This window comes from Paenibacillus hodogayensis (genome assembly GCF_039536325.1).
Classification (GTDB): domain Bacteria; phylum Bacillota; class Bacilli; order Paenibacillales; family NBRC-103111; genus Paenibacillus_AB; species Paenibacillus_AB hodogayensis.
This window is the reverse complement of sequence record NZ_BAAAYO010000010.1, coordinates 652,449-671,464: the sequence shown is the minus strand read 5'-3', so window position 1 is coordinate 671,464 and position 19,016 is coordinate 652,449. Positions and strand designations below refer to the sequence as shown.

Annotated in this window: 16 protein-coding genes; 12 read left to right on the top strand and 4 right to left on the bottom strand. The window is 59.8% G+C overall.

Going from position 1 to position 19,016, the window contains the following annotated elements; genetic code table 11:
* The first annotated feature begins 259 nt into the window (after positions 1–259).
* The 6 genes from ABD796_RS21995 (at position 260) to ABD796_RS21970 (ending at position 6,927) form a co-directional block, all read left to right on the top strand.
* Positions 260–1,207: a GDP-L-fucose synthase family protein gene (locus tag ABD796_RS21995; RefSeq protein WP_344911846.1), complete on the top strand. Its 948-nt coding sequence runs from the start codon at positions 260–262 to the stop codon at positions 1,205–1,207.
* Positions 1,191–2,462 (top strand): glycosyltransferase family 2 protein, encoded by a 1,272-nt coding sequence (locus ABD796_RS21990; RefSeq protein ID WP_344911844.1) that lies wholly within the window; start codon positions 1,191–1,193, stop codon positions 2,460–2,462. The genes ABD796_RS21995 and ABD796_RS21990 overlap by 17 nt, the downstream gene beginning before the upstream one ends.
* 285 nt (positions 2,463–2,747) lie before the next feature.
* Positions 2,748–3,779 (top strand): mannose-1-phosphate guanylyltransferase, encoded by a 1,032-nt coding sequence (locus tag ABD796_RS21985; RefSeq protein WP_344911842.1) that lies wholly within the window; start codon positions 2,748–2,750, stop codon positions 3,777–3,779.
* 4 nt (positions 3,780–3,783) lie between these two features.
* On the top strand, positions 3,784–4,731 hold the full coding sequence (locus ABD796_RS21980) for a GDP-mannose 4,6-dehydratase (protein WP_344911840.1): 948 nt from the start codon (positions 3,784–3,786) through the stop codon (positions 4,729–4,731).
* 104 nt (positions 4,732–4,835) lie between these two features.
* A complete protein-coding gene (locus ABD796_RS21975) occupies positions 4,836–6,197 on the top strand; it encodes a glycosyltransferase family 4 protein (RefSeq protein WP_344911838.1) in 1,362 nt (453 codons plus the stop codon).
* A 61-nt stretch (positions 6,198–6,258) separates the two neighbouring features.
* Positions 6,259–6,927 carry an AarF/UbiB family protein gene (locus ABD796_RS21970; protein ID WP_344911836.1) on the top strand — a complete coding sequence of 223 codons (669 nt, stop codon included), beginning with the start codon at positions 6,259–6,261 and terminating at the stop codon, positions 6,925–6,927.
* A gap of 102 nt (positions 6,928–7,029) precedes the next feature.
* Here the strand turns inward: ABD796_RS21970 and ABD796_RS21965 are convergent, their stop codons facing one another.
* Together ABD796_RS21965 and ABD796_RS21960 are read right to left on the bottom strand one after the other, a co-directional pair.
* A complete protein-coding gene (locus ABD796_RS21965; protein ID WP_344911834.1) occupies positions 7,030–7,941 on the bottom strand; it encodes a phosphotransferase family protein in 912 nt (303 codons plus the stop codon).
* A gap of 42 nt (positions 7,942–7,983) precedes the next feature.
* On the bottom strand, positions 7,984–8,472 hold the full coding sequence (locus ABD796_RS21960) for a DUF4214 domain-containing protein (RefSeq protein ID WP_344911831.1): 489 nt from the start codon (positions 8,470–8,472) through the stop codon (positions 7,984–7,986).
* 224 nt (positions 8,473–8,696) lie between these two features.
* Here ABD796_RS21960 and ABD796_RS21955 point away from each other — a divergent pair, with 224 nt between their 5' ends.
* From ABD796_RS21955 to ABD796_RS21945, 3 genes are read left to right on the top strand one after another with little or no spacing between them, the layout of a single operon-like run.
* A complete protein-coding gene (locus tag ABD796_RS21955) occupies positions 8,697–10,517 on the top strand; it encodes a glycosyltransferase (RefSeq protein WP_344911829.1) in 1,821 nt (606 codons plus the stop codon).
* Entirely contained in the window at positions 10,514–11,479 is a 966-nt protein-coding gene (locus ABD796_RS21950) for an NAD-dependent epimerase/dehydratase family protein (RefSeq protein WP_344911826.1), read from the top strand. The genes ABD796_RS21955 and ABD796_RS21950 overlap by 4 nt, the downstream gene beginning before the upstream one ends.
* Entirely contained in the window at positions 11,476–12,804 is a 1,329-nt protein-coding gene (locus ABD796_RS21945; RefSeq protein ID WP_344911822.1) for a UDP-glucose dehydrogenase family protein, read from the top strand. The genes ABD796_RS21950 and ABD796_RS21945 overlap by 4 nt, the downstream gene beginning before the upstream one ends.
* Before the next feature lie 147 nt (positions 12,805–12,951).
* Here the strand turns inward: ABD796_RS21945 and ABD796_RS21940 are convergent, their stop codons facing one another.
* On the bottom strand, positions 12,952–14,073 hold the full coding sequence (locus ABD796_RS21940) for a glycosyltransferase family 61 protein (RefSeq protein WP_344911818.1): 1,122 nt from the start codon (positions 14,071–14,073) through the stop codon (positions 12,952–12,954).
* Positions 14,074–14,114: 41 nt separating this feature from the next.
* Positions 14,115–15,182 carry a glycosyltransferase family 61 protein gene (locus tag ABD796_RS21935; protein WP_344911816.1) on the bottom strand — a complete coding sequence of 356 codons (1,068 nt, stop codon included), beginning with the start codon at positions 15,180–15,182 and terminating at the stop codon, positions 14,115–14,117.
* A 211-nt stretch (positions 15,183–15,393) separates the two neighbouring features.
* On the opposite strand from ABD796_RS21935, the gene ABD796_RS21930 reads away from it, so the two are divergent.
* Genes ABD796_RS21930 through ABD796_RS21920 form a run of 3 tightly spaced genes read left to right on the top strand, consistent with a single transcriptional unit; the run spans position 15,394 to position 18,957 of the window.
* Positions 15,394–16,524 (top strand): glycosyltransferase, encoded by a 1,131-nt coding sequence (locus tag ABD796_RS21930; RefSeq protein WP_344911813.1) that lies wholly within the window; start codon positions 15,394–15,396, stop codon positions 16,522–16,524.
* Positions 16,508–17,677: a glycosyltransferase gene (locus tag ABD796_RS21925; protein WP_344911809.1), complete on the top strand. Its 1,170-nt coding sequence runs from the start codon at positions 16,508–16,510 to the stop codon at positions 17,675–17,677. Before ABD796_RS21930 ends, ABD796_RS21925 begins: the two co-directional genes overlap by 17 nt.
* Positions 17,623–18,957: a UDP-glucose dehydrogenase family protein gene (locus ABD796_RS21920; RefSeq protein WP_344911805.1), complete on the top strand. Its 1,335-nt coding sequence runs from the start codon at positions 17,623–17,625 to the stop codon at positions 18,955–18,957. Before ABD796_RS21925 ends, ABD796_RS21920 begins: the two co-directional genes overlap by 55 nt.
* Positions 18,958–19,016: the final 59 nt, after the last annotated feature.

The window sequence follows — 19,016 nt, the reverse complement described above, 5'->3', positions numbered from 1 at the left end:
GGGAGACGATAAAACGCATGGTTTGGCCGGCAAGCGACTTGCCGGCCTGTTTTGCGCTGCCCGGATCTGGGGCGGCGCCTCTCCCATTCTTAAGGCCATATATGAACGATGTTCGCTTTCGGCTTGGACATGTATCCGGCGGCTCGTGCGCATTTTTTTTTCGCGACCCGATGTAGTTGTCTATACGGCGGCGGGTACATCTACATATCGTAAAGCAAGCCGAACATGCCGAATTTCGCGAGTAGAAGGAGAGATCAGGATGGACCTTGCCGACAAATCGATCGTCGTTACCGGCGGAGCCGGATTTTTGGGCAAACATGTGATTCGACGTCTGGAACGGCTAGGCTGTAATCGAATCGTTGTACCTCGCAGCAAGGAATACGATCTGCGCAAGGAGTCGGATATTGCGCGGATGCTGGAGCAATCCCGGCCCGACGTCGTGTTTCATCTGGCCGCCGTCGTCGGGGGCATCGGAGCCAATCAGAAAAATCCGGGTTCGTTTTTCTACGATAATCTCGTCATGGGAGCGCATCTGATGGAGCACTCTCGGCGAAGCGGCGTGCAGAAGTTCGTCGCGATCGGCACGATCTGCTCGTATCCGAAGTTTGCTCCGGTTCCGTTCAGTGAAAGCGAGCTGTGGAACGGCTATCCGGAAGAAACGAACGCCCCTTACGGGCTGGCCAAAAAAATGATGCTCGTGCAATCCCAGGCCTACCGGAAGCAGTATGGCTTCAATTCGATTTATTTGCTGCCCGTCAACCTGTACGGCCCGGGAGACAACTTCGATCTGGAGACGTCCCACGTCATTCCGGCGATCATTCGCAAGTGTACGGAAGCGAAAAGACGCGGCGACGCCTCCATCACGCTGTGGGGCGACGGGACGCCGACCCGCGAATTTCTGTACGCGGAGGATGCGGCGGAAGGCATCGTGATGGCGGCGGCCGGCTATGAGGGCGACGAGCCGGTCAACCTCGGCTCGGGCCAGGAGCTGCGCATTCGAGAACTGGCGGACACCATCAAGGAACTGACCGGATACGAAGGGGACATCGTCTGGGACGCTTCCCGCCCGAACGGGCAGCCGCGCCGAAAGCTGGACGTCCGGCTTGCCAAGGAACGATTCGGCTTCGAGGCGAAAACCGATATGCGAACGGGCCTGGCGGCGACGATCCGATGGTTCGAGGAGGATTGCCATGAGCCCCAGCCATGAGCAGCATGCCGGCAAACCCCTCGTCACCGTCGTCACGCCTTCCTATCAGCAAGGCGGCTTCATACGGGAAACGATCGAGAGCGTCATGTCCCAGGATTACCCACATATAGAGATGATCGTCGTGGACGGAGGGTCGCGCGACGGCACGTTATCGATTTTGGAGAAGAGCGCGCGCAAGTACGGCAGCCGGTTCCGCTACGTATCGGAAAAAGACAAAGGGCAATCCGACGCAATCAATAAAGGGCTGGCCATGGCCGAAGGGGAGTTGATCGGCTGGCTCAATTCCGACGACACGTATATGCCCAAAGCGATCAGCCGCGCGGTGGCCGCGTTGACCCGCCATCCCGAATACGGCCTCGTTTACGGCAAGGCAAACTTTATCGACAAGAACGGCGCCGTCATCCGCCCGTATCCCGTAGAACCGGACGTGAGCCGTCGGCGGCTGTTCGATGTATGCACGATTTGCCAGCCGGCCGTATTTATGCGCAAAAGCACGCTCGACCGGGTCGGCCGCATCGACGAAAGCTTGCAATTTTGCATGGATTACGAGCTGTGGGTGCGAATGTCCGAACGCGAGAAGCTTGGTTATGTGGACCACGTGCTGGCCAATTCCAGACTTCACGACGATTGCAAAAGCGCAACGCAATATTTCTCCGTGGGACTTCCGGAAATTATGCGTACCGGCGTCAAGCATTACGGCTCCGTTTCCGCTCATTGGCTCGCGCAATATATTTCCCATTATGTACAGGAAGGCGCGGCATGGCTGATGGACCAGCTGAAGCAATTCGGCGTATTCGGCGACGGCCTGCTCGTCCGGGAGTCCGACCGGTTCGAAGACGGCTGGGTTCCCCCGCACTGGACGCTGCGCGTCGACAATCCTGCCGGTCAAGAGGCGAACGGAATCCTCATCCGAGGGGAGCATCGGCTGCCGAGGCTGGCGGGCAAGTCGACGGGCGATCTGCAATTGACGGTGCGCGTGAACGGCCGCGGCGAGCATAAAGCGCGTTTTGCCGGGGGGCCGTTTACGCTGCATATTCCGCTGTCCGGCAAGGAACGCGCCTATACGGTCGACATTAGCTCGAACACGTCTTTCGTCCCCGCCGAGCTGAAGCTGAACGACGACCGCAGGCGGCTCAGCTACCGGGCCGCGCCTGCGATCGCGCTCACGACGCTCGAAGGCGGCCTGTACCGGGTACTGGACGAGGAGCCGGCTATGGCCGGTTCATGGATCGTGAAACACCTCCGGCGGAAGTGAGCGGGCAGGGCAGGTGCCAATTTAACGACTGTCGGGCAATATGTCCACGTACCCGGCGGATGTCAAGCATAGTATATAAGCAAATTCCGGTGCCTTGCGCATATTTCCGGAAGATGCCTGCGATTCCGGCTTTGCCCGCAAAGCTGGGCGATTGTTGCCGAGGCGAGCTAGCATCGGGCAAAGCTCGGCAGGCGCTTACGAAGTCAGCTTCGCACCCGGCAAAGCTCGGCAGATGCTTACGAAGTCAGCTTTGCTGGAAGCAAAGTTCTTGGGAGGGGAGCATTTTTGAAAATCGTCATACTGGCCGGAGGCTCGGGAACCCGTTTCTGGCCGAGAAGCGTCAAGCAGCGGCCGAAGCAGTTTCTTGCCCTCACTTCCGACGAGACGATGCTGCAGCAGACGTATCGCCGTTTTTTGCAAGTGCTGCCCGCCGACAAGCTATTTGTCATTACCGCCAACCGCTATCGTTCGCTCGTCCAGCGGCAGCTTCCGGAATTGGCCGCTAGCCGCTTGCTGCTGGAGCCCGAGCAGCGCGATACGGGCCCCTGCATCGCGCTGACCGCATTTCACTTCCTATCCCGCGATGACGACGAGGTGCTCGTCACAATGCCCTCCGACCATTTCATGGAGGAGCCGGAGCAGTTGATCGAGGCTTTGCGCCAAGCCGAACAGGCCGCCGTCAGCCACAGGACGATCGTTACGCTCGGCATCGTGCCGACTCGGCCGGAAACCGGCTACGGCTATATGCGGACCGCGGTGCGCAAGACCGACGAAGCGATGCTGGAAGTCACGGCGTTCGTCGAGAAGCCGCCTCTCGCCCAAGCAGAGGAGCTCGTTCGCGATCCCGGCGTGTTCTGGAACAGCGGCATCTTCGTCTGGAAGCCGTCGACGATCGCCCACTATATGCGGCAGCATCAGCCGTACATGTGGAACCTGCTTTCGGGAGGGGAAGATGCGGCTAGCGTCTACGCGCTGCTGCCGAAAATCTCTGTCGATTACGCCATTCTGGAGAAAGCCGATTCCATTCTTACGCTGCCGGTCCGGTTCAGGTGGGACGATGTCGGCATATGGACCTCGCTGGAACGCATCCAGACGACCGATGCCGACGGCAATATCGTGGGCGGCCGGGGGAAGACGTTTGTCGATTCGACGACCGACAGCATCATCTACTCCGACCATCCGAAGACGATGATTATCGGCGTTCGCGATTTGATCGTCGTCTCGACGGCGGAAGGACTGCTCGTTTGCCGCAAATCCGACGAGCAGCGGATCAAGACGATGCTGAAAACCATCGAACAAGACGAAGGAGGAGCATAATCGGATGAAAGCTTTGGTAACGGGTATTTCCGGTTTTGTCGGAAGCCACATGGCCGAATTTCTGCTGCAACGAAACGTAGAGGTCATCGGTACGATCCGGCATCGGAGCCGTATGGACCACATCAAGCATCTGAACGACATTCGCCTCGTCGAATGCGAGCTGAGGGATCCGTTCTCCGTGGAGAACCTGATCCAGGAAATCAAGCCCGATCTGATCTTCCATCTCGCAGCGCAAAGCTTCGTGCCGACTTCGTGGAACTCGCCGATCGATACGATCCACAACAACGTAGCCGGCCAGGTGAACATCATGGAAGCTTTGCGCCGGTTCGATCTGCCGGCCAAAATGCAAATCGCCTGCTCCAGCGAGGAGTACGGCCACGTCGAGCCGCACGAGACGCCGATCCTGGAGACGAACCCGCTGCGTCCCTTAAGCCCTTATGCGGTCAGCAAGGTGGCGCAGGATTACTTGGGCTATCAATACCATAAAAGCTACGGCCTTCACATCATCGCCACCCGCACCTTCAACCATACGGGGCCGCGCCGCGGCGAAAACTTCGTCACCTCGAACTTCGCGAAGCAAATCGCCCAGATCGAGAAGGGCAAGAAGTCGCCGGTTCTGCATGTCGGCAATTTGACGGCGAAGCGGGATTTCACCGACGTCCGCGACGTCGTCCGGGCTTACTGGCTGGCGCTGGAGAAAGGAAGACCCGGCGAGACCTATAACATCGCCTCCGGCACCTGCTGCACGATCCGCGAAATGCTGGACCTGCTGCTCTCGTACAGCAACGTCAAAATTTCGATCCAGGAGGACCCGGCCCGACTGCGTCCGTCCGATGTCGAGATTTTGCTCGGCGACTACTCCAAGTTCCATGCCGAAACCGGCTGGAAGCCGGAAATCCCGTTCGAGACGACCATGAAGGACTTGCTGCAATATTGGAGAGACCAGCCTTAACCGGCTGGTTTTCAACCCCATTTTAACCGACAGAAAGGGTGGATATGATGAAAAGTGCGAGTCATGCCTCGCCGCGCAAACGGACCACAACGAGGGCTAAGACGGTGAAACGCAAGAAGCGGAAGCTGCCGCTCCGTCGCAGAGTGAGGCTGAAAAAACGCAAAAGCGCAGTGCGCGGCAAGCTCCGCCGATTGAGAAAGCGCAAGTGGCGGCTGTCCAAAGGAAAGAGACGGTTTCGCAAAAGCAAGCTGCGGGCGCGCAGAAGACGGCGCAAGGTAGACGCTCCCGTCATCAGCGAAACCGTCGAGCCGATCGTCCAGCCGATCGTCGAGGCGGTGCCGGAAGCTCCGCCCGAGCCTGGCTATGCCAAAGGCGTGAATATTATCGGCTTCATCCGGGCCGAGATGGGCATCGGCGAATCGAGCCGGCTGGCTGCCCGAGCAGTGTCTGCTGCGGAAATTCCGTTCGGCATCCTCAACTTCCCGGTCACGTCGATCCGGATGGAGGATATGTCCTGGTCGCACAAGGAAATTCAGGACCCGGCCTACAAGGTGAACATCATTCATACGAATGCCGACACGCTGCGTTCGGTGCATCATCATTTCGGCCAGGATTTGTTTAACCGGCGGTTCAACATCGGCTACTGGCACTGGGAGCTGCCCGACTTTCCGGATGAATTCTGCGACGGCTTCAACTTCGTCAGCGAAGTGTGGGCCCCCTCCAATTTCGTCAAGGAATCGATCGCAGCCAAGTCGCCGGTTCCGGTCGTGCGCATTCCGCACGGCGTCGAGGTCCATCCGCCCGGAGACGTTAACCGGGGCACCTTCGGTCTGCCGAACGACAAGTTCCTGTTCTTCTCGATGTACGATACGCACAGTTACCAGCGTCGCAAAAATCCGCAGGGCGCGATCGAGGCGTTCAAGCAGGCGTTCTCGGCTGACGATCCTTCCGTCGGTCTTGTCGTCAAGCTGAACCATTCCCACGCCAATCCGTCGGACCTCAACGAAATCCACAAGCTGATCGGCGGGTATCCGAATATTTACGTGATCGACCGGATCATGACGCGTCGCGAAGTTGACGGCCTGCTGAACAGCACCGACTGTTTCGTCTCGCTGCACCGCTCGGAAGGCTTCGGACTCGGTCTTGCCGAGGCGATGTACTTGGGCAAGCCGGTTATCGGCACGTATTGGTCGGGCAATACCGACTTCATGAATTCGACCAACTCCTGCACAGTCGACTACAACATCGTCAAGGTCGGCGAGGATTGGGGACCGTACAAGGCGTATCAGACGTGGGCGGAGCCCGACCTCGGGCATGCCGCGCACCATATGCGCCAGCTTGCTTTCAACGAGACGTTCCGCCACTCCATTGCGGTCAACGGCAAGCAGCATATCCAGACGCACTTCTCGCCGCAGGTCGTGGGAGCGATGATCAAAGAACGGCTGCAGCACTTCGGATTTTTGTAAACCATTGCCGGCGGGCGGTCCCTTTCGGATCGTCCGCCGCATTCGGCAGGGAGGGGACGCAATGGACGATTATAAGCGCATCACGGTCAAACCGGTCATCATGGACGGAAAGAGCAAACTGGAGGTGCACAACCCGACCTCCTATCCGTTGATCGGAGCGGGCGCGCAGGGAGCCGTATTTCTCCTTTCCGCAAAACGGTGCGTCAAAATATACGAAAGCCCGCACAGCGCGGCGGCAGAGCGGGCTGCGCTGGCTGCGGCGAGGGGCTCGGCCTTTTTCCCGAAGCTTTACGAGAGCGGAGAAAAATACGTCGTTATGGAATATATCGAGGGGCCGACGCTACAGGATGTGCTGCGCAAAGACACGTCGCGGTTCGACGATGCGATCGCCGCCCAACTGATCGCCATCCTCAAAGAGATGCGCAGCATGAATTTCGCCCGTATCGATACGCGGATCGGCCATATTCTTATACCGTCGACTGGCGGCATGAAGGTGATCGATCATAGCGGAGCGTTCCGGATTACAAGCAGAGCCCCGTTCCGGCTGATCAAAAGCTTGCATCAGGCGCATGTTCTGCCGGTGTTCCTGCGCTATGCCGCCCGGCATGAGCCGAAGCTGTACAGGAAGTGGCTGCGCAAATGGGAGGAAGGAACGAATATCGAGGGCGTGCCGCCGCTGCCGCCGCTCGAGCAAATGCTCACCGAAGCCGGCCCGGAAGGTCTGTTCTAGACCTCCGGGCGGTTTCTTTTTTTCAGGGCCGTTCCTTCCAAAGAAATGGAAACAACAAGGCATCCCGTTCTTCGCAAGAGGAACGGAATGCCTTGTTCGCGGTTACTTTCTCGCATCCTTTGCCTGCTTCTTCAGCCATTCCAGCCGATTGTTGAATTTGACCCAGTCGTTATTCTGGACCGCCCCCATCATCGAGCTAAACTTCAGCAGATTGGCGTAAAACGTCATGCAGCGGCTCAGAAAGGTCGGATCCGACGGGCCCTTGTAATAACGCAGCACAGCGCGCGAGAACGGTTCTCCGTAGGTGATGCATAGATCGTGGTAGTCATAAGCCGGATCGCCCATCTTCAGCTGACCGAAGTCGATAATGCCGGTCAGCTTGCCGGCGGCGGGGTCGTACAAAATATGATCGTTTTTGAAATCGCCGTGAATGAGGCAAGGCCGGAATTCGAAATGGCCGGGCGGGTACAAGTAGCGGTAGAAGACCTCCATAATCCAGAGCTGCTCCCGCCGCCCGATTCGCGGGAACAGAAGCGTCTCCAAGGAACGGTAATAACCTCCCCAGTTCTTTCTCCAGGACGTTTGAAACGAACCGGTATCGACCCGCGTGATCGGATCGTCGTCAAACAGGTGCAAAGCGGTCAGAAAGCCGGCGATTTGCCGGGCCAGCGCTTCCTGCGTCCGCTCGTCCAGTGCAGCCAGCTTCCCGCCCTCCAGCGATTGCCCGGGCACGAGCGGATAGCCGACGTAGACGGCCGGCTCGGCCGGCTCGGAGCTGTACAGCAGCTTAGGAATCGGCAAGGGAAGCCGTTCCGCCAATTGCGGCAAGATGCGCTGCTCCAGCCGCAGCGAGGATAGGTCGGACGTTAACGGGAAGCGGAAAACGATCCGTTCGCCGACTACGATAATTAAATTTTGACGGCCGGAATCGACGATTCGGAACGTTTCCGCGGCCAGCTCCGGATACTTGGCGCGCAGGTGCGCCACCAGTTTTTCCTTCTTCAGATCCACCATATTGGACCACCACGCTTGTTATGGAGTTGTCGCCGTTGCCGCTCAGTTATAGAAGCTCAAAATAAGCTGATCGAGCGAGCGGCGGGCAAAAGCGTATTTGTCCAGCGTAATCAATTGCTGAAATTCGTCAGACAGGACAAAACCGGCAAATAGGGACGCCCTGGACTGTCCGCTGCGCAGCATGCCGATATAGTTGCCGTAGCTGGCCGTATCGGGGGCGCGCAGCAGGATGTAGCGAAACAGGTCGCCGACGAACGAATCGTCTTTTTTGGCGAACAGGCGCTGCAAGTCTCCGCATACGTGTTCTCCGCCGGAAACAGGCTGTCTCCGGCTGTATAAGGCGAGCGCCTCGTCGCTGAGCAGGAAGCCGGTCATGATCCTGTATTTCGATGTACCGGTCCGCAATTGATGCGCATGTCCGGCCGCTCCGCCAGGATCAGGCTCTCGGTCAAGAAGGCTGCGGTACAACTCGCCGATGAATGCTTCGTTGTTGAGCTGCAGCAGCCGGTGCAGCTTATGGGCAATATTCATGCGTGTCCTCCTTATCGGTCTCGATTCGGAATGCAAGGCTTTATCTGATATATGTATGCAAGCTTGGCTTCGGACGAACCCGGCAATAGCGGAAGGGGAAGCGGACCCGTGCGATGTATCGGACAAATGCCCATTTTGCGTCACGCCGGGGTATCGGTCCATGTGCTCCCGACCGGACCGCATATGATGGAGGAGTGGACTATCTTTGCACAGGTGGTGAATTTATGAATATCGAGCGGTATGCCGCGGATCAAAAGCCGACTCGGTCAGAAGCGACGGAGCCGGTATCGATTCAAGCGGGAACGCCGAGGCCGGCAAAAGCGCAGCCGCCGGAGCGGGAGACGGCGGGACCGCAGGCGCCGGACGCGAAACCGGCAGAGCCGAAGCTGTTGGAAAAGCAGGAGCCGGCAGAGCCGAGACGGCTTCGCCTAGCGGTTGTTGCCGCTATCTCGCCACAATGGGCCGGGAGCGATTCGATCGGAATCGCCCGTCTCCTGCTGCCGCTGCTGGCCGAGTCGTACGATTGCGACTTGTTCGAAGCCGGGAAAGGGACCGTTATACCGGAAGAGGAGAACGGACGGCTTGGCCGTCCCGCTGCGGAATCGTTTATGGAGCGGGCCGGTCGCTATGACAGGCTTATTTATATGCTGGAACATCCGGGGCAGCTGCTGCCGCTGCGCGAATGGTTCGTCCGCCGGCCGGGCATTGTCGTGCTGGAGACGTGCGACTCCATTTCGTTGGGGGCTTTGCAAGAAGGGGGGCAGCCTGTCGGGCAGGAGATACTCGACCTGCTGAAGCAAGCGGACAGCGTGATCGTCCACGAGGTAGGAGTGGCCCGTTACTTGCGGATGAATGGGCTCGGGCGGGTAGCCGTGTACCCGGTTCCGCGCAAGCTGCCCATCATGGTCACCGCTCTCAGCAAGCCGGAAATCGTCTTTGCTTGTCTCGGCGGAGTCAAGCCGTTCTCGCGGCTGGAGCAAGCGATTGCCTGCATGGCCCAACTGGTGGCTATGGGCTGGAACGTGCGGCTGTGGGCGGCAGGAGCTTATGGAGCGGAATACGGGAAACGGCTGCGCGGCATCGCTTGCGCCTACGATATGACCGAGCGTCTGGAACTGCCTGGCCGGCTTGAGCCGGAAGCGTATGCCAGCCGGATGAGCCGCTCCGACATTTGTCTCGGTATCGGCTCCTACTCGGGCAAAGCTCCGGGAGACGAGCTGCTGGACGCAATGGCTTACGGAAAAGCGGCAATCGTGAGCGCGGTTCCGGCCCATCAGCGTCTGCCGGACGATTGCGTCTACAAAATGAGGCCGGAACCCGACGAAGAGAAGGAACTGCTGGCCGCGATGCTCGAGCTGGTGCGCAACGGGCAGCTGCGCAACCGGATGCGCAGGCAGGCGCGCGCTTATATGAGCGCCAATCATTCCGCCGCCAAGTATATGAAACGGCTGAACGGGGAAATCCGGGGAGTCGGCTGCGGCAGCGAGGAAGAGGACCCGGAAGGGGAGTACGACGCGGAGGAAACGGTTGTGCTCCCGACCGCACGGCAGCCGGGCAACGGCGCTTCGACAGCTTTGTCTGCGGCCGCGTCCGTCTCTCCAGTGCTGGGCCGCACGGATTTGCAGCTCGCCCCGAGCAAATATCGCCGCGTACGCAAGGGGCGGGCGGTAAAGTGCTTTTTTTCGTTCGATTTGACCGGTTTGCCGCCGAACGCATCCATTCGCTCCGCGGTCATGCATATCCCGGTCCGAGGCAGGAAGCTGCGCGTTCATCGGATCAGCGCGTCTTGGAATTCGGCGGGCAAGCTGCGCCGACTGCCCCGCGTCCGCCCGAAGCCGATGCACAGCCAAACGCGCCGGGCTTCGAAGGGGACTGCCGTGCTGCAATGGGATTGCACGACGCTGGCGCGCGGCTGGCAGAGCGGGGCGGTTGGCAATTACGGCGTGTACGCCACAGCGGTATCCGCCATGCGTCAGCCTTGGCTGCTGGTCGAGCTGGCGGAGGGAGCGGGGCATTCGCATCCTAAAGAGGGGGAAACGTCATGAGCAAGGCGCTTATTACCGGAGCAGCCGGTTTTCTCGGCTCGCAACTGGCCGCCCGCCTGCGCGCCGAGGGCCAGACGGTCGTCGCCATCGACAATATGAGCAGCGGAACGGAGCAACGGCTGCGGCCATTTGCCGGGGACGAGGGCTTTACGTTCGTCGCGTACGACGCCGCAGACGCCGGGCTGCTGGCGCTGCCGGAGCTGGTTGGCGTGACGGACATTTACCATCTGGCTTCGCCGGCCTCCCCGCGCTTCTATCAGGCGCTTCCGTTCGAGACGATCGAGGTCAATACGACAGGAACCCGGACGCTGCTTGAGCTGGCTCGCCGCACTGGGGCGAAGCTCGTGTATACGAGCACGAGCGAAGCGTACGGAGATCCGCTGGAGCATCCCCAGAACGAAGAATACCGGGGCAACGTGACCACATGGGGGCCGCGCGCCTGCTATGACGAAGCGAAGCGGCTTGGCGAGGTGTATTGCTACGAATATGGTCAACGGTTCGGGGTGGCGGTCAAGGTCGCCCGGTTATTCAATACGTATTCGGCTGCGCTGCGCAACGACGACGGAAGGGTCATCTCCAACTTTGTGGGCCAGGCGCTTGCGGGCGACGATTTGACCGTGTACGGCGACGGCAGCCAGACCCGTTCGTTTTGCTATGTGGACGATACGGTTCGCGGGCTGCGCCTCATGATGGAGAATCCGGCGGCAAACGGTCAGATTATCAACATCGGCAACCCGGTCGAGCATACGATACTGGAGCTTGCCCATACGGTCATCCGATTGAGCGGCTCGACGAGCGGTATCCGGTTTATGCCGCTGCCGCAGGACGATCCGAAGGTGCGCCGGCCGGATATCGCCAAGGCGCAATCTCTGCTCGGCTGGAAGCCCGACATTGCGCTGGAGGAAGGGTTGATGCGTACGATCGAGGTATATCGCGGACGTCGGGAAGGAGGAGGGCCATGAAGGTTGCGGTGATCGGAGCAGGCTATGTAGGGAGCGTGACGGGAGCGGCATTGGCGGATGCCGGACACGAGACGCTCATCGTCGACATCGATACCGCGAAGACCGACCTGATCCATGCAGGCCGCAGCCCGATTTTCGAGCCCGGCCTGGAGGAACTGATTGAACGGACCGTGCGGAAAGGTACGCTTGCCGCCTCCGCCTCGTTCGACGGCATCGGGGAGGCCGAGGTCGTCATGATCGCGGTAGGTACGCCGACCGGTCCGTCCGGCCAGGCGGATTTGAGCTATGTCAAGGCGGCTGCCGCAGCTATCGGCCGGCATATGAGCAGGCAATCGTTTACCGTCGTCGTCAATAAGTCGACCGTACCGGTTGGCACGGCGGATGCGGTCGCGGCGATTATCGAAGCGGCGTCAGGCCTACGCGAGAACGAGCATTTTGCCGTAGCCAGCAATCCGGAGTTTTTGCGGGAGGGCTACGCGCTGGAGGATGTGTACTTCCCGGACCGGATCGTCGTGGGCGCCTCCAATCCGGCGGCCAAAGCGGCGCTCCGGGAGCTATACCGGCCCCTTTTGGAACGGACGGGCACGCGCTTGCCAGGCGAATATTTCGAGACCGACGCCAAGAGCGCTGAGCTGATCAAGTACGCGTCCAATGCATTTTTGTCCGTCAAAATCAGCTACGTGAACGAAATAGCCCGGTTGTGCGAAGCGCTTGGAGCGAACGCGCTGGATGTGGCGAAGGGGATGGGACTGGATTCGCGCATCGGCGCCAAGTTTTTGCAAATCTCGAGCGGCTGGAGCGGAAGCTGCTTTCCGAAGGATACGGCGGAGCTGCTGGCGACGAGCCGCAAATACGGAAGCGAGCTGTCGCTCGTCAGCGCGGCCATCCAATCCAACGAAGCAATGCATGACTTTTGTCTGGATAAGCTGCGCCGCAAGCTGAAATCGATGAACGGCAAACGGATCGGCATTCTCGGGCTGACGTTCAAGCCGAATACGGACGATGCCCGTCAAACGCAGGCGTCCTATATTGTCGCCCGTCTGATCGAGCTGGGAGCCGACGTTGCGGTTCACGATCCGAAGGGAGCGGAGTCGTTCAAGCGGTTGAACGGCCATTTGCCGGTCCGTTACTGCAGCCGGGGCGAGGAGGTCGCCGGGCGGGCGGACGCTGTCGTGCTGCTGACCCATTGGGACGAATACCACCTATTGAACTGGGAGGAGATGGCCGGGACGATGCGCAGGCCGTACGTGCTGGACACGCGCAATGTTTTGAACCGCGAACGGCTCTTCGCCTGCGGGATGGAGTACGAGGGGCTCGGCGTATAATGCCAAATACAATAAAATCCGGCCCAGGCAGCCGGATTTTTTGTTGCGAGAAAGGGAGTCCCGCGAGCTTGCCTGAAACGGGACTTGGAAGAGGCGTACTGCCCGATCCGCAGGAGGAACGGCCGTATGCCACGGCTCGCCGCCGCTCTACAGGCCGGCGAGCCGCAGCAGCCGCTCCAGCCGTTTCGGGCTTATCGTCATGTCGGGCCTGCCGTTGGCAGGAACGACACCCGCCGGCGGCCTTTCGCCTTCTCCGACTTCATAATAATGGCGGTGTCCGAGCGCCCCGCTCAAGATCGGGAAAAACGTATGGACAAAAAGCGGGGAAAACAGCTCGACGACGGTCGTCCCCGGCGGACTGAACACCATATTGGTCAGGCCGGACCCATGCGGACCGGCGATCACCTCGGCCGAGGCGAACAGCTCGATCTGCCGGTCCAGCGGCAGGTGCTCGGGGGTTACGACGTCGAAGCCGAACCGTTTCAGAACGGGGAGCAGCTCGGCCTCGTTCAGTACCCTTCTCTTGCCGGTATTGGCCCGGCTTATATACAGCCGCTTCTTCGTAGGGAGCGGTACGATGCCGCGGGCGGTCATCAGGTCGCGACGCAAAAACTCGTAAACCCAGCGCGGGCGCAATTTTCTCGTCAGCTTTGGGGTGACAAGCCTGCGGGCTTGCATAAAAAGCTGCGGGCCGCTTGTGACGACCTTCCGTTCCGGAATGCCGAGCGCCGCCAAAGCGGCATATTGAAAGTCCGCATTGCGTTTGCCGTAAATGACGTACCGGTCCGGCTCGATCCCGCATTGTCGGAGAATATGAATGCGGGGCAGGACGTCCAGCAACCAATGAAAATAAGCGCCGCTCGTTTTGTCCGCGATAACCGCGACGGTATCGTCCGTCCGCTGCAGAGGCGGTCTGCCGCTGCTCCAGGGCGACTCGGGCAATCCGCCGGAATCGGTCGTCTGCCGGCCATAGCCGAGAATAAGCTTGCCGTCCGGAGTCACGATATCCGCATAAAGGCCGCATACTTGGCCCTCCGGCACAATGGTGACCGTCTGTTCGTTGTTTGCGCCAAAAACGCCGCCCATCTGCTCGAGCCGCCAATGCAGCGGCTGCTCGAGGCCGATCGGGGGCGCGAGCGCGATCGGCTGTTGCCCGCCGATCGGCACCTGCTTCACCCAATCGTGCGGATTCAGTCCCGTGGTGGCCAGCCATTCGCGCGCAGACCGGTAAGCTCCGTTCCATGGAGCGTATTCTTCGCATTCGGTCATAAGTCACCTCCATTGTCATTCGGGTTTTCGATAGCCGGCCGTTACCGGATTCCCGCCTTGTGCAGCAGTCGTGTCAGCTTGCCGACATCCACGACGATATCGTCGCGGCGATCGGGGGGGCGCTCCGGATCAGGCAAGCCGGACGACTCTCCGATCAGGCAATAGTAGTCGGCGTCGAGGTAGCTGCTCAGCACCCAATAATACGGCTTGACGTAGTTGGGCGAGAATAGCTCGATCAACCGGACGCCCTGCGGCGAGAAGAGCAGATTCGTCAAGCCTGCTCCATGGGGGGCGACAATCGTATGCGCCGAGCGGAACAACCCGATCTGCTCCGTTAGCGGCATGCCCTCCAGCTGCGCGATGTGAAAGCCGTGCCGCTTCAGCAGGGAGGCGACCTCTTCTTCGTTCACTATCTTCCGCTTGAGGGCGCCGGCCCGGCTAATGTACACATACGAAGGTCCGTCCGGCTGCCCCTCGGGCACGCTTCGGGCAAACGCCCCGCGGAGGAAGTCGAACGACCAACGCGGGTACAGCTCCTTCCTCGACACGTTGGGAACGACGACCAGCCTGTCGGCCTGCCAATGACTGCCGCTGTATGCGATCAGGAGCTTTTCCTCGGAAATGCCAAGAAGACGCAGCGTTTCAACGTACGGATAAGGTCCCTGCGGGCTTATGATGTAGCGGTCGATCGGCCATCCGCTCAACCGAAGCGGCAGCAGCCGCGGCAGGACGTCCATCATCCAGTGGAAATAGTTATTGACGAATTTGAAAGCAAGCGGGGCGACCGTTCCGGACAACCGTTCGGCCCTGGGCCAGACGCCGAGCGCCCGCATCTCGTTCGCCGCGGAGACGTCCTGCAGCAGCGTCCCGTCCGGCGCGAAAATGACGCCGCGTTCCCCGCGGAATGCCCCGTCTTCGATTGCCGCGGCGAACGGCACCGGAAGTCGCCGGAAGCGGCAGCGGCCGAAGGCCGGATGGGCGACTTCGAGCCCTTTCGGCTGCCGAGGCTGCGGCGGTAGAGAGAAGGGAAATTCCCGGTAGTAGCCGGATGCGAGCCCGGCAGTCTCCTCCATCCATTGTTTCACCGTCCTTGCTGGGGCGGCAGGCATAAGCATTCCTCCCGACTCGCGCCGTGTCAAGCACCACACTCTCTATTCTATGTCGATCGGCGGCAGCGTGTACAAGGCGTTCGTAACGCGAGGACAAAAAAGGGCAGCCGGGGATGGACATATGCGGGTGTCGCGGGGCTATTGGCGGAAATACGATAAAACAAGAAAACGCCCCTTTCCGCAAGGAAACGGTACGAAGGCGGTGCGTTTTATGAATATTTTATTGGAGGGAATGTTTTACAGCGGACACGGTTTCGCCGAAGGAAACCGGATGCTGCTGCGTTTCTTGCATCAAGCGGGACACCGGGTGCGTATAGCCGCGAAAGACGGAAAGGACCGCGATCTCGTGTTAGGGGCCGAGGAGGCCGACGCGATTGCGGCTTTCGAGGAAACCGAGCTGGACTCCCGCGATTTGTACTTGTGCAACATGGTCGGCACGGAGGTCAAGCATAATCCCGATTACCGCTTCAGCATCGTCCGTACTACTTTTGAAACCGACCGTATTCCCGAGGAATGGGTACCGGAGCTGAACAAATTCGACGAGGTATGGGTACAATGCGAGTTTAACCGGCGTACGTTCGTCACTTCCGGCGTGACCGTTCCGCTGCGCCTGATGCCGAATTTTTTCGATCTCGACCGGTTCGTTCCGCAAGGCGACAAGTTGAAGCTGCCGATCGCTCATTCCTTCAAGTTTCTGTCCGTCTTCGACATGCAGCTGCGCAAAGGCTACGATCTGCTGCTAGAGGCTTACTATGCCGAGTTCTCGCAGCGCGACGACGCGGCTCTTATTCTGAAAGTCCGCGACCCGGAGCCAGTCCATAAGCTCACTTCGCTGATCGAGCGGTATACGGCTACCGGCGTGGAACTGCCGGCCGTTTATTTGATCGATCAGATGCTTCGCGAAGAAGAGCTGCTCGGCCTGTACCGGACTTGCGACGCCTTCGTGCTGCCGACGAGGGGGGAAGGGTGGGGGCGTCCGTTTTTTGAAGCGATGCTGATGGAGAAGGCGACGATCGGAACGAACTGGAGCGGTCAAACCGAGTTTATGCATCCCGGCAATTCGTATTTGATCGAGGTAGAGCGGCTCGTTCGGATCGAGGCGCACGAAAATCCGATTTTCAACGGCCATTGCTGGGCGGAGGCTTCCGTTTCCGATCTGAGAACGATCATGAGGCGGGTCTACAAGCGGCGCGAGGAGGCGGCCGAAAAAGGCCGGCGGGCGAGAAGCGAATTGCTGGCCCGATACGGCATGGTGAAGGTTGCCCGCCAAATTGACGAGGAATTGGATAAATACGTTCGGCAATTGGAGAGAAGGGGGGCGGCTGATGAACATCTTACTTGAAGGCATTTTCTATAACGGGCACGGGCTGGCCGAAGGAAACCGGATCCTGCTGCGTTTCCTCGATCAGGCCGGCTACCAGGTGCGCATCGCGGCCAGAGACCGCCAGGAAAAGAATCTGGTGCTCACTCCGCAGGAGACCCGGTACATCTCTTCTTTCGAGCATACCGAGCTGTCTTCTCACGATCTGTACTTGTATAACGGGGTCGGTTCGCATGTGAGGCACCGTCCGGAGTTTTGCGTCAATATCGCCAGAACCACCTTTGAAACCGACCGTATTCCGGCTTTCTGGGTGCCGGAGTTGAACAAATTCGACGAAGTTTGGGTGCAAAGCTCGTTTAATTTGCGCTCGTTCCGGGCGTCCGGCGTGAACGTGCCGCTCAGGCTGATACCCAACTTTTTCGATATGAGCCTGTACGAGCCGCGAGGTCCGGCGCTGAAGCTCCCCGTATCCGAACCGTTCATTTTCCTGTCGGTATTCGACCTGAAGGAACGCAAAGGCTACGATGTGCTGCTTGAGGCGTACTTGAACGAATTTTCCGCCGCCGATCACGTTGCCCTGGTCGTGAAAATCCGCGACCATACGAAAAGCGACAAGGTCGAGGAACTGATCGCCCGCCATCCGAAGCCGGCCCGCGACCGACCGTCCGTGTACGTCATCGACCAGATGCTGACGACGTCCGAGATGCTCGGGCTATACCGGGCAAGCGACGCTTTCGTGCTGCCTACGCGGGGTGAAGGGTGGGGGAGGCCGTTTTTCGAAGCGATGCTCATGGAGCTGCCTTGTATCGGCACCGACTGGAGCGGTCAAACCGACTTCATGCACGGCGAGAATTCGTTCCTGGTCGCCGTCGAGCGGTTCCGGCAAATCGCCAACCACGAGAACGATATGTTCAACGGCCACTATTGGGCGGAACCGTCCATCAGCGACCTGCAGCGCAATATGCGCATGGTCTTGAAACGGAAAGTGGAGGCGAAGCGGAAGGGGCGTACGGCCCGGGCCGAATTGCTGGAGAAATACGCCATGCCGAAAACGGCGGCAAAAGTCGTTGCGGAAATCGCCAAATACGCCACGCGAATACGGGAGGTGAATGAAGCGAGATGGCAGACAACCTCGAACCTTTTGCCATATCGATCTTTGGTCTCGGATATGTAGGCTGCGTCTCCGCCGGTTGTCTCGCGCAGATGGGCCATCGCGTCTACGGGGTCGATACGAACCCCCATAAAGCCGAGCTGATCCGGCAAGGGAAGCCGACAATCGTCGAGAAGGGGATGGAAGAGCTTATCGCTTCTCAAGTTGAGGAGGGCCGATTGCGGATCGAACCGGATATCCGGCGCGTCGTCGCCTTATCGGACATCACGATTGTGTGCGTGGGCACGCCCTCCGGCCGGACGGGGCTGCCGGATTTAAGCTACATTTGGCACGTTGCCCGGCAAATCCGCGATGCGCTAACGGGCCGGGAGCATGGCCGGTTCTATACGGTTATGATCCGCTCCACGGTGCCGCCCGGCACATGCCTAGAATTCGAACGCATTCTGGCCGAGTCCGGGCTTGCGCCCGACCGCGACTTTGCCGTCGTCAGCAATCCGGAATTTCTGCGCGAGGGCAGCAGCATTCAGGACTATTACAACCCGCCGTATTCGCTGCTCGGCACGACCAACCCGCTCGCGCTCGCCATGCTGCGCCGGCTGTACGAGCCGCTAGGCGCGCCGGTCCTGGAGACGGAGAGGGAGACGGCGGAGATGATCAAATACGTCAATAATTCCTTCCATGCGCTCAAGGTCGTCTTCGCCAACGAGATCGGCGCGCTGTGCAAAGCGTACGGCGTCGACTCCCATCGCGTCATGGAGCTGTTCTGCCACGACCGCAGTCTTAACATCTCTCCGGCGTATCTGATGCCGGGCTTCGCATACGGCGGCTCGTGCCTGCCTAAGGATCTGCGGGCGCTGAACGCCCTTGCCCGGCAACAGCATGTCGAGCTATCCGTTCTGTCCAGCGTCGAGCGAAGCAACGAGCTGCAGATCGAACGGGCGCTGGAGCTGATTATCGCTTCGGGCCACGAGCGAATCGGCGTGCTCGGGCTGGCGTTCAAGTCCGGAACCGACGATCTGCGCGAAAGCCCGGTCGTCAAGCTGCTGGAGCTGCTGATCGGCAAAGGCTACGAAGTCATGATTTACGACCCGCATGTGCTCGCGTCGCGGCTGGTTGGCGCGAATAAGCAATATATGGAGACGGCCGTTCCGCATCTGACGCGTCTGCTGGCCCGCGATCCAGAACAGGTAGCCGCGTTTGCCGACGCCATCGTCATTGCCCAGCGGAGCGAGTCTTTTCGCGCCTTCGTCGGCAGCCTGCCCGCATCCAAAACGATTATCGATCTGGTCCGCGCGCTGGACCCGACGCCGGAGGGGAGCCGCTATCACGGACTCCTCTGGTAACCCGTCCGCGGCTTCCGCCGACTTTAGGGCGGATGTCCGCGGGCAAGCCGCCGTTGCAT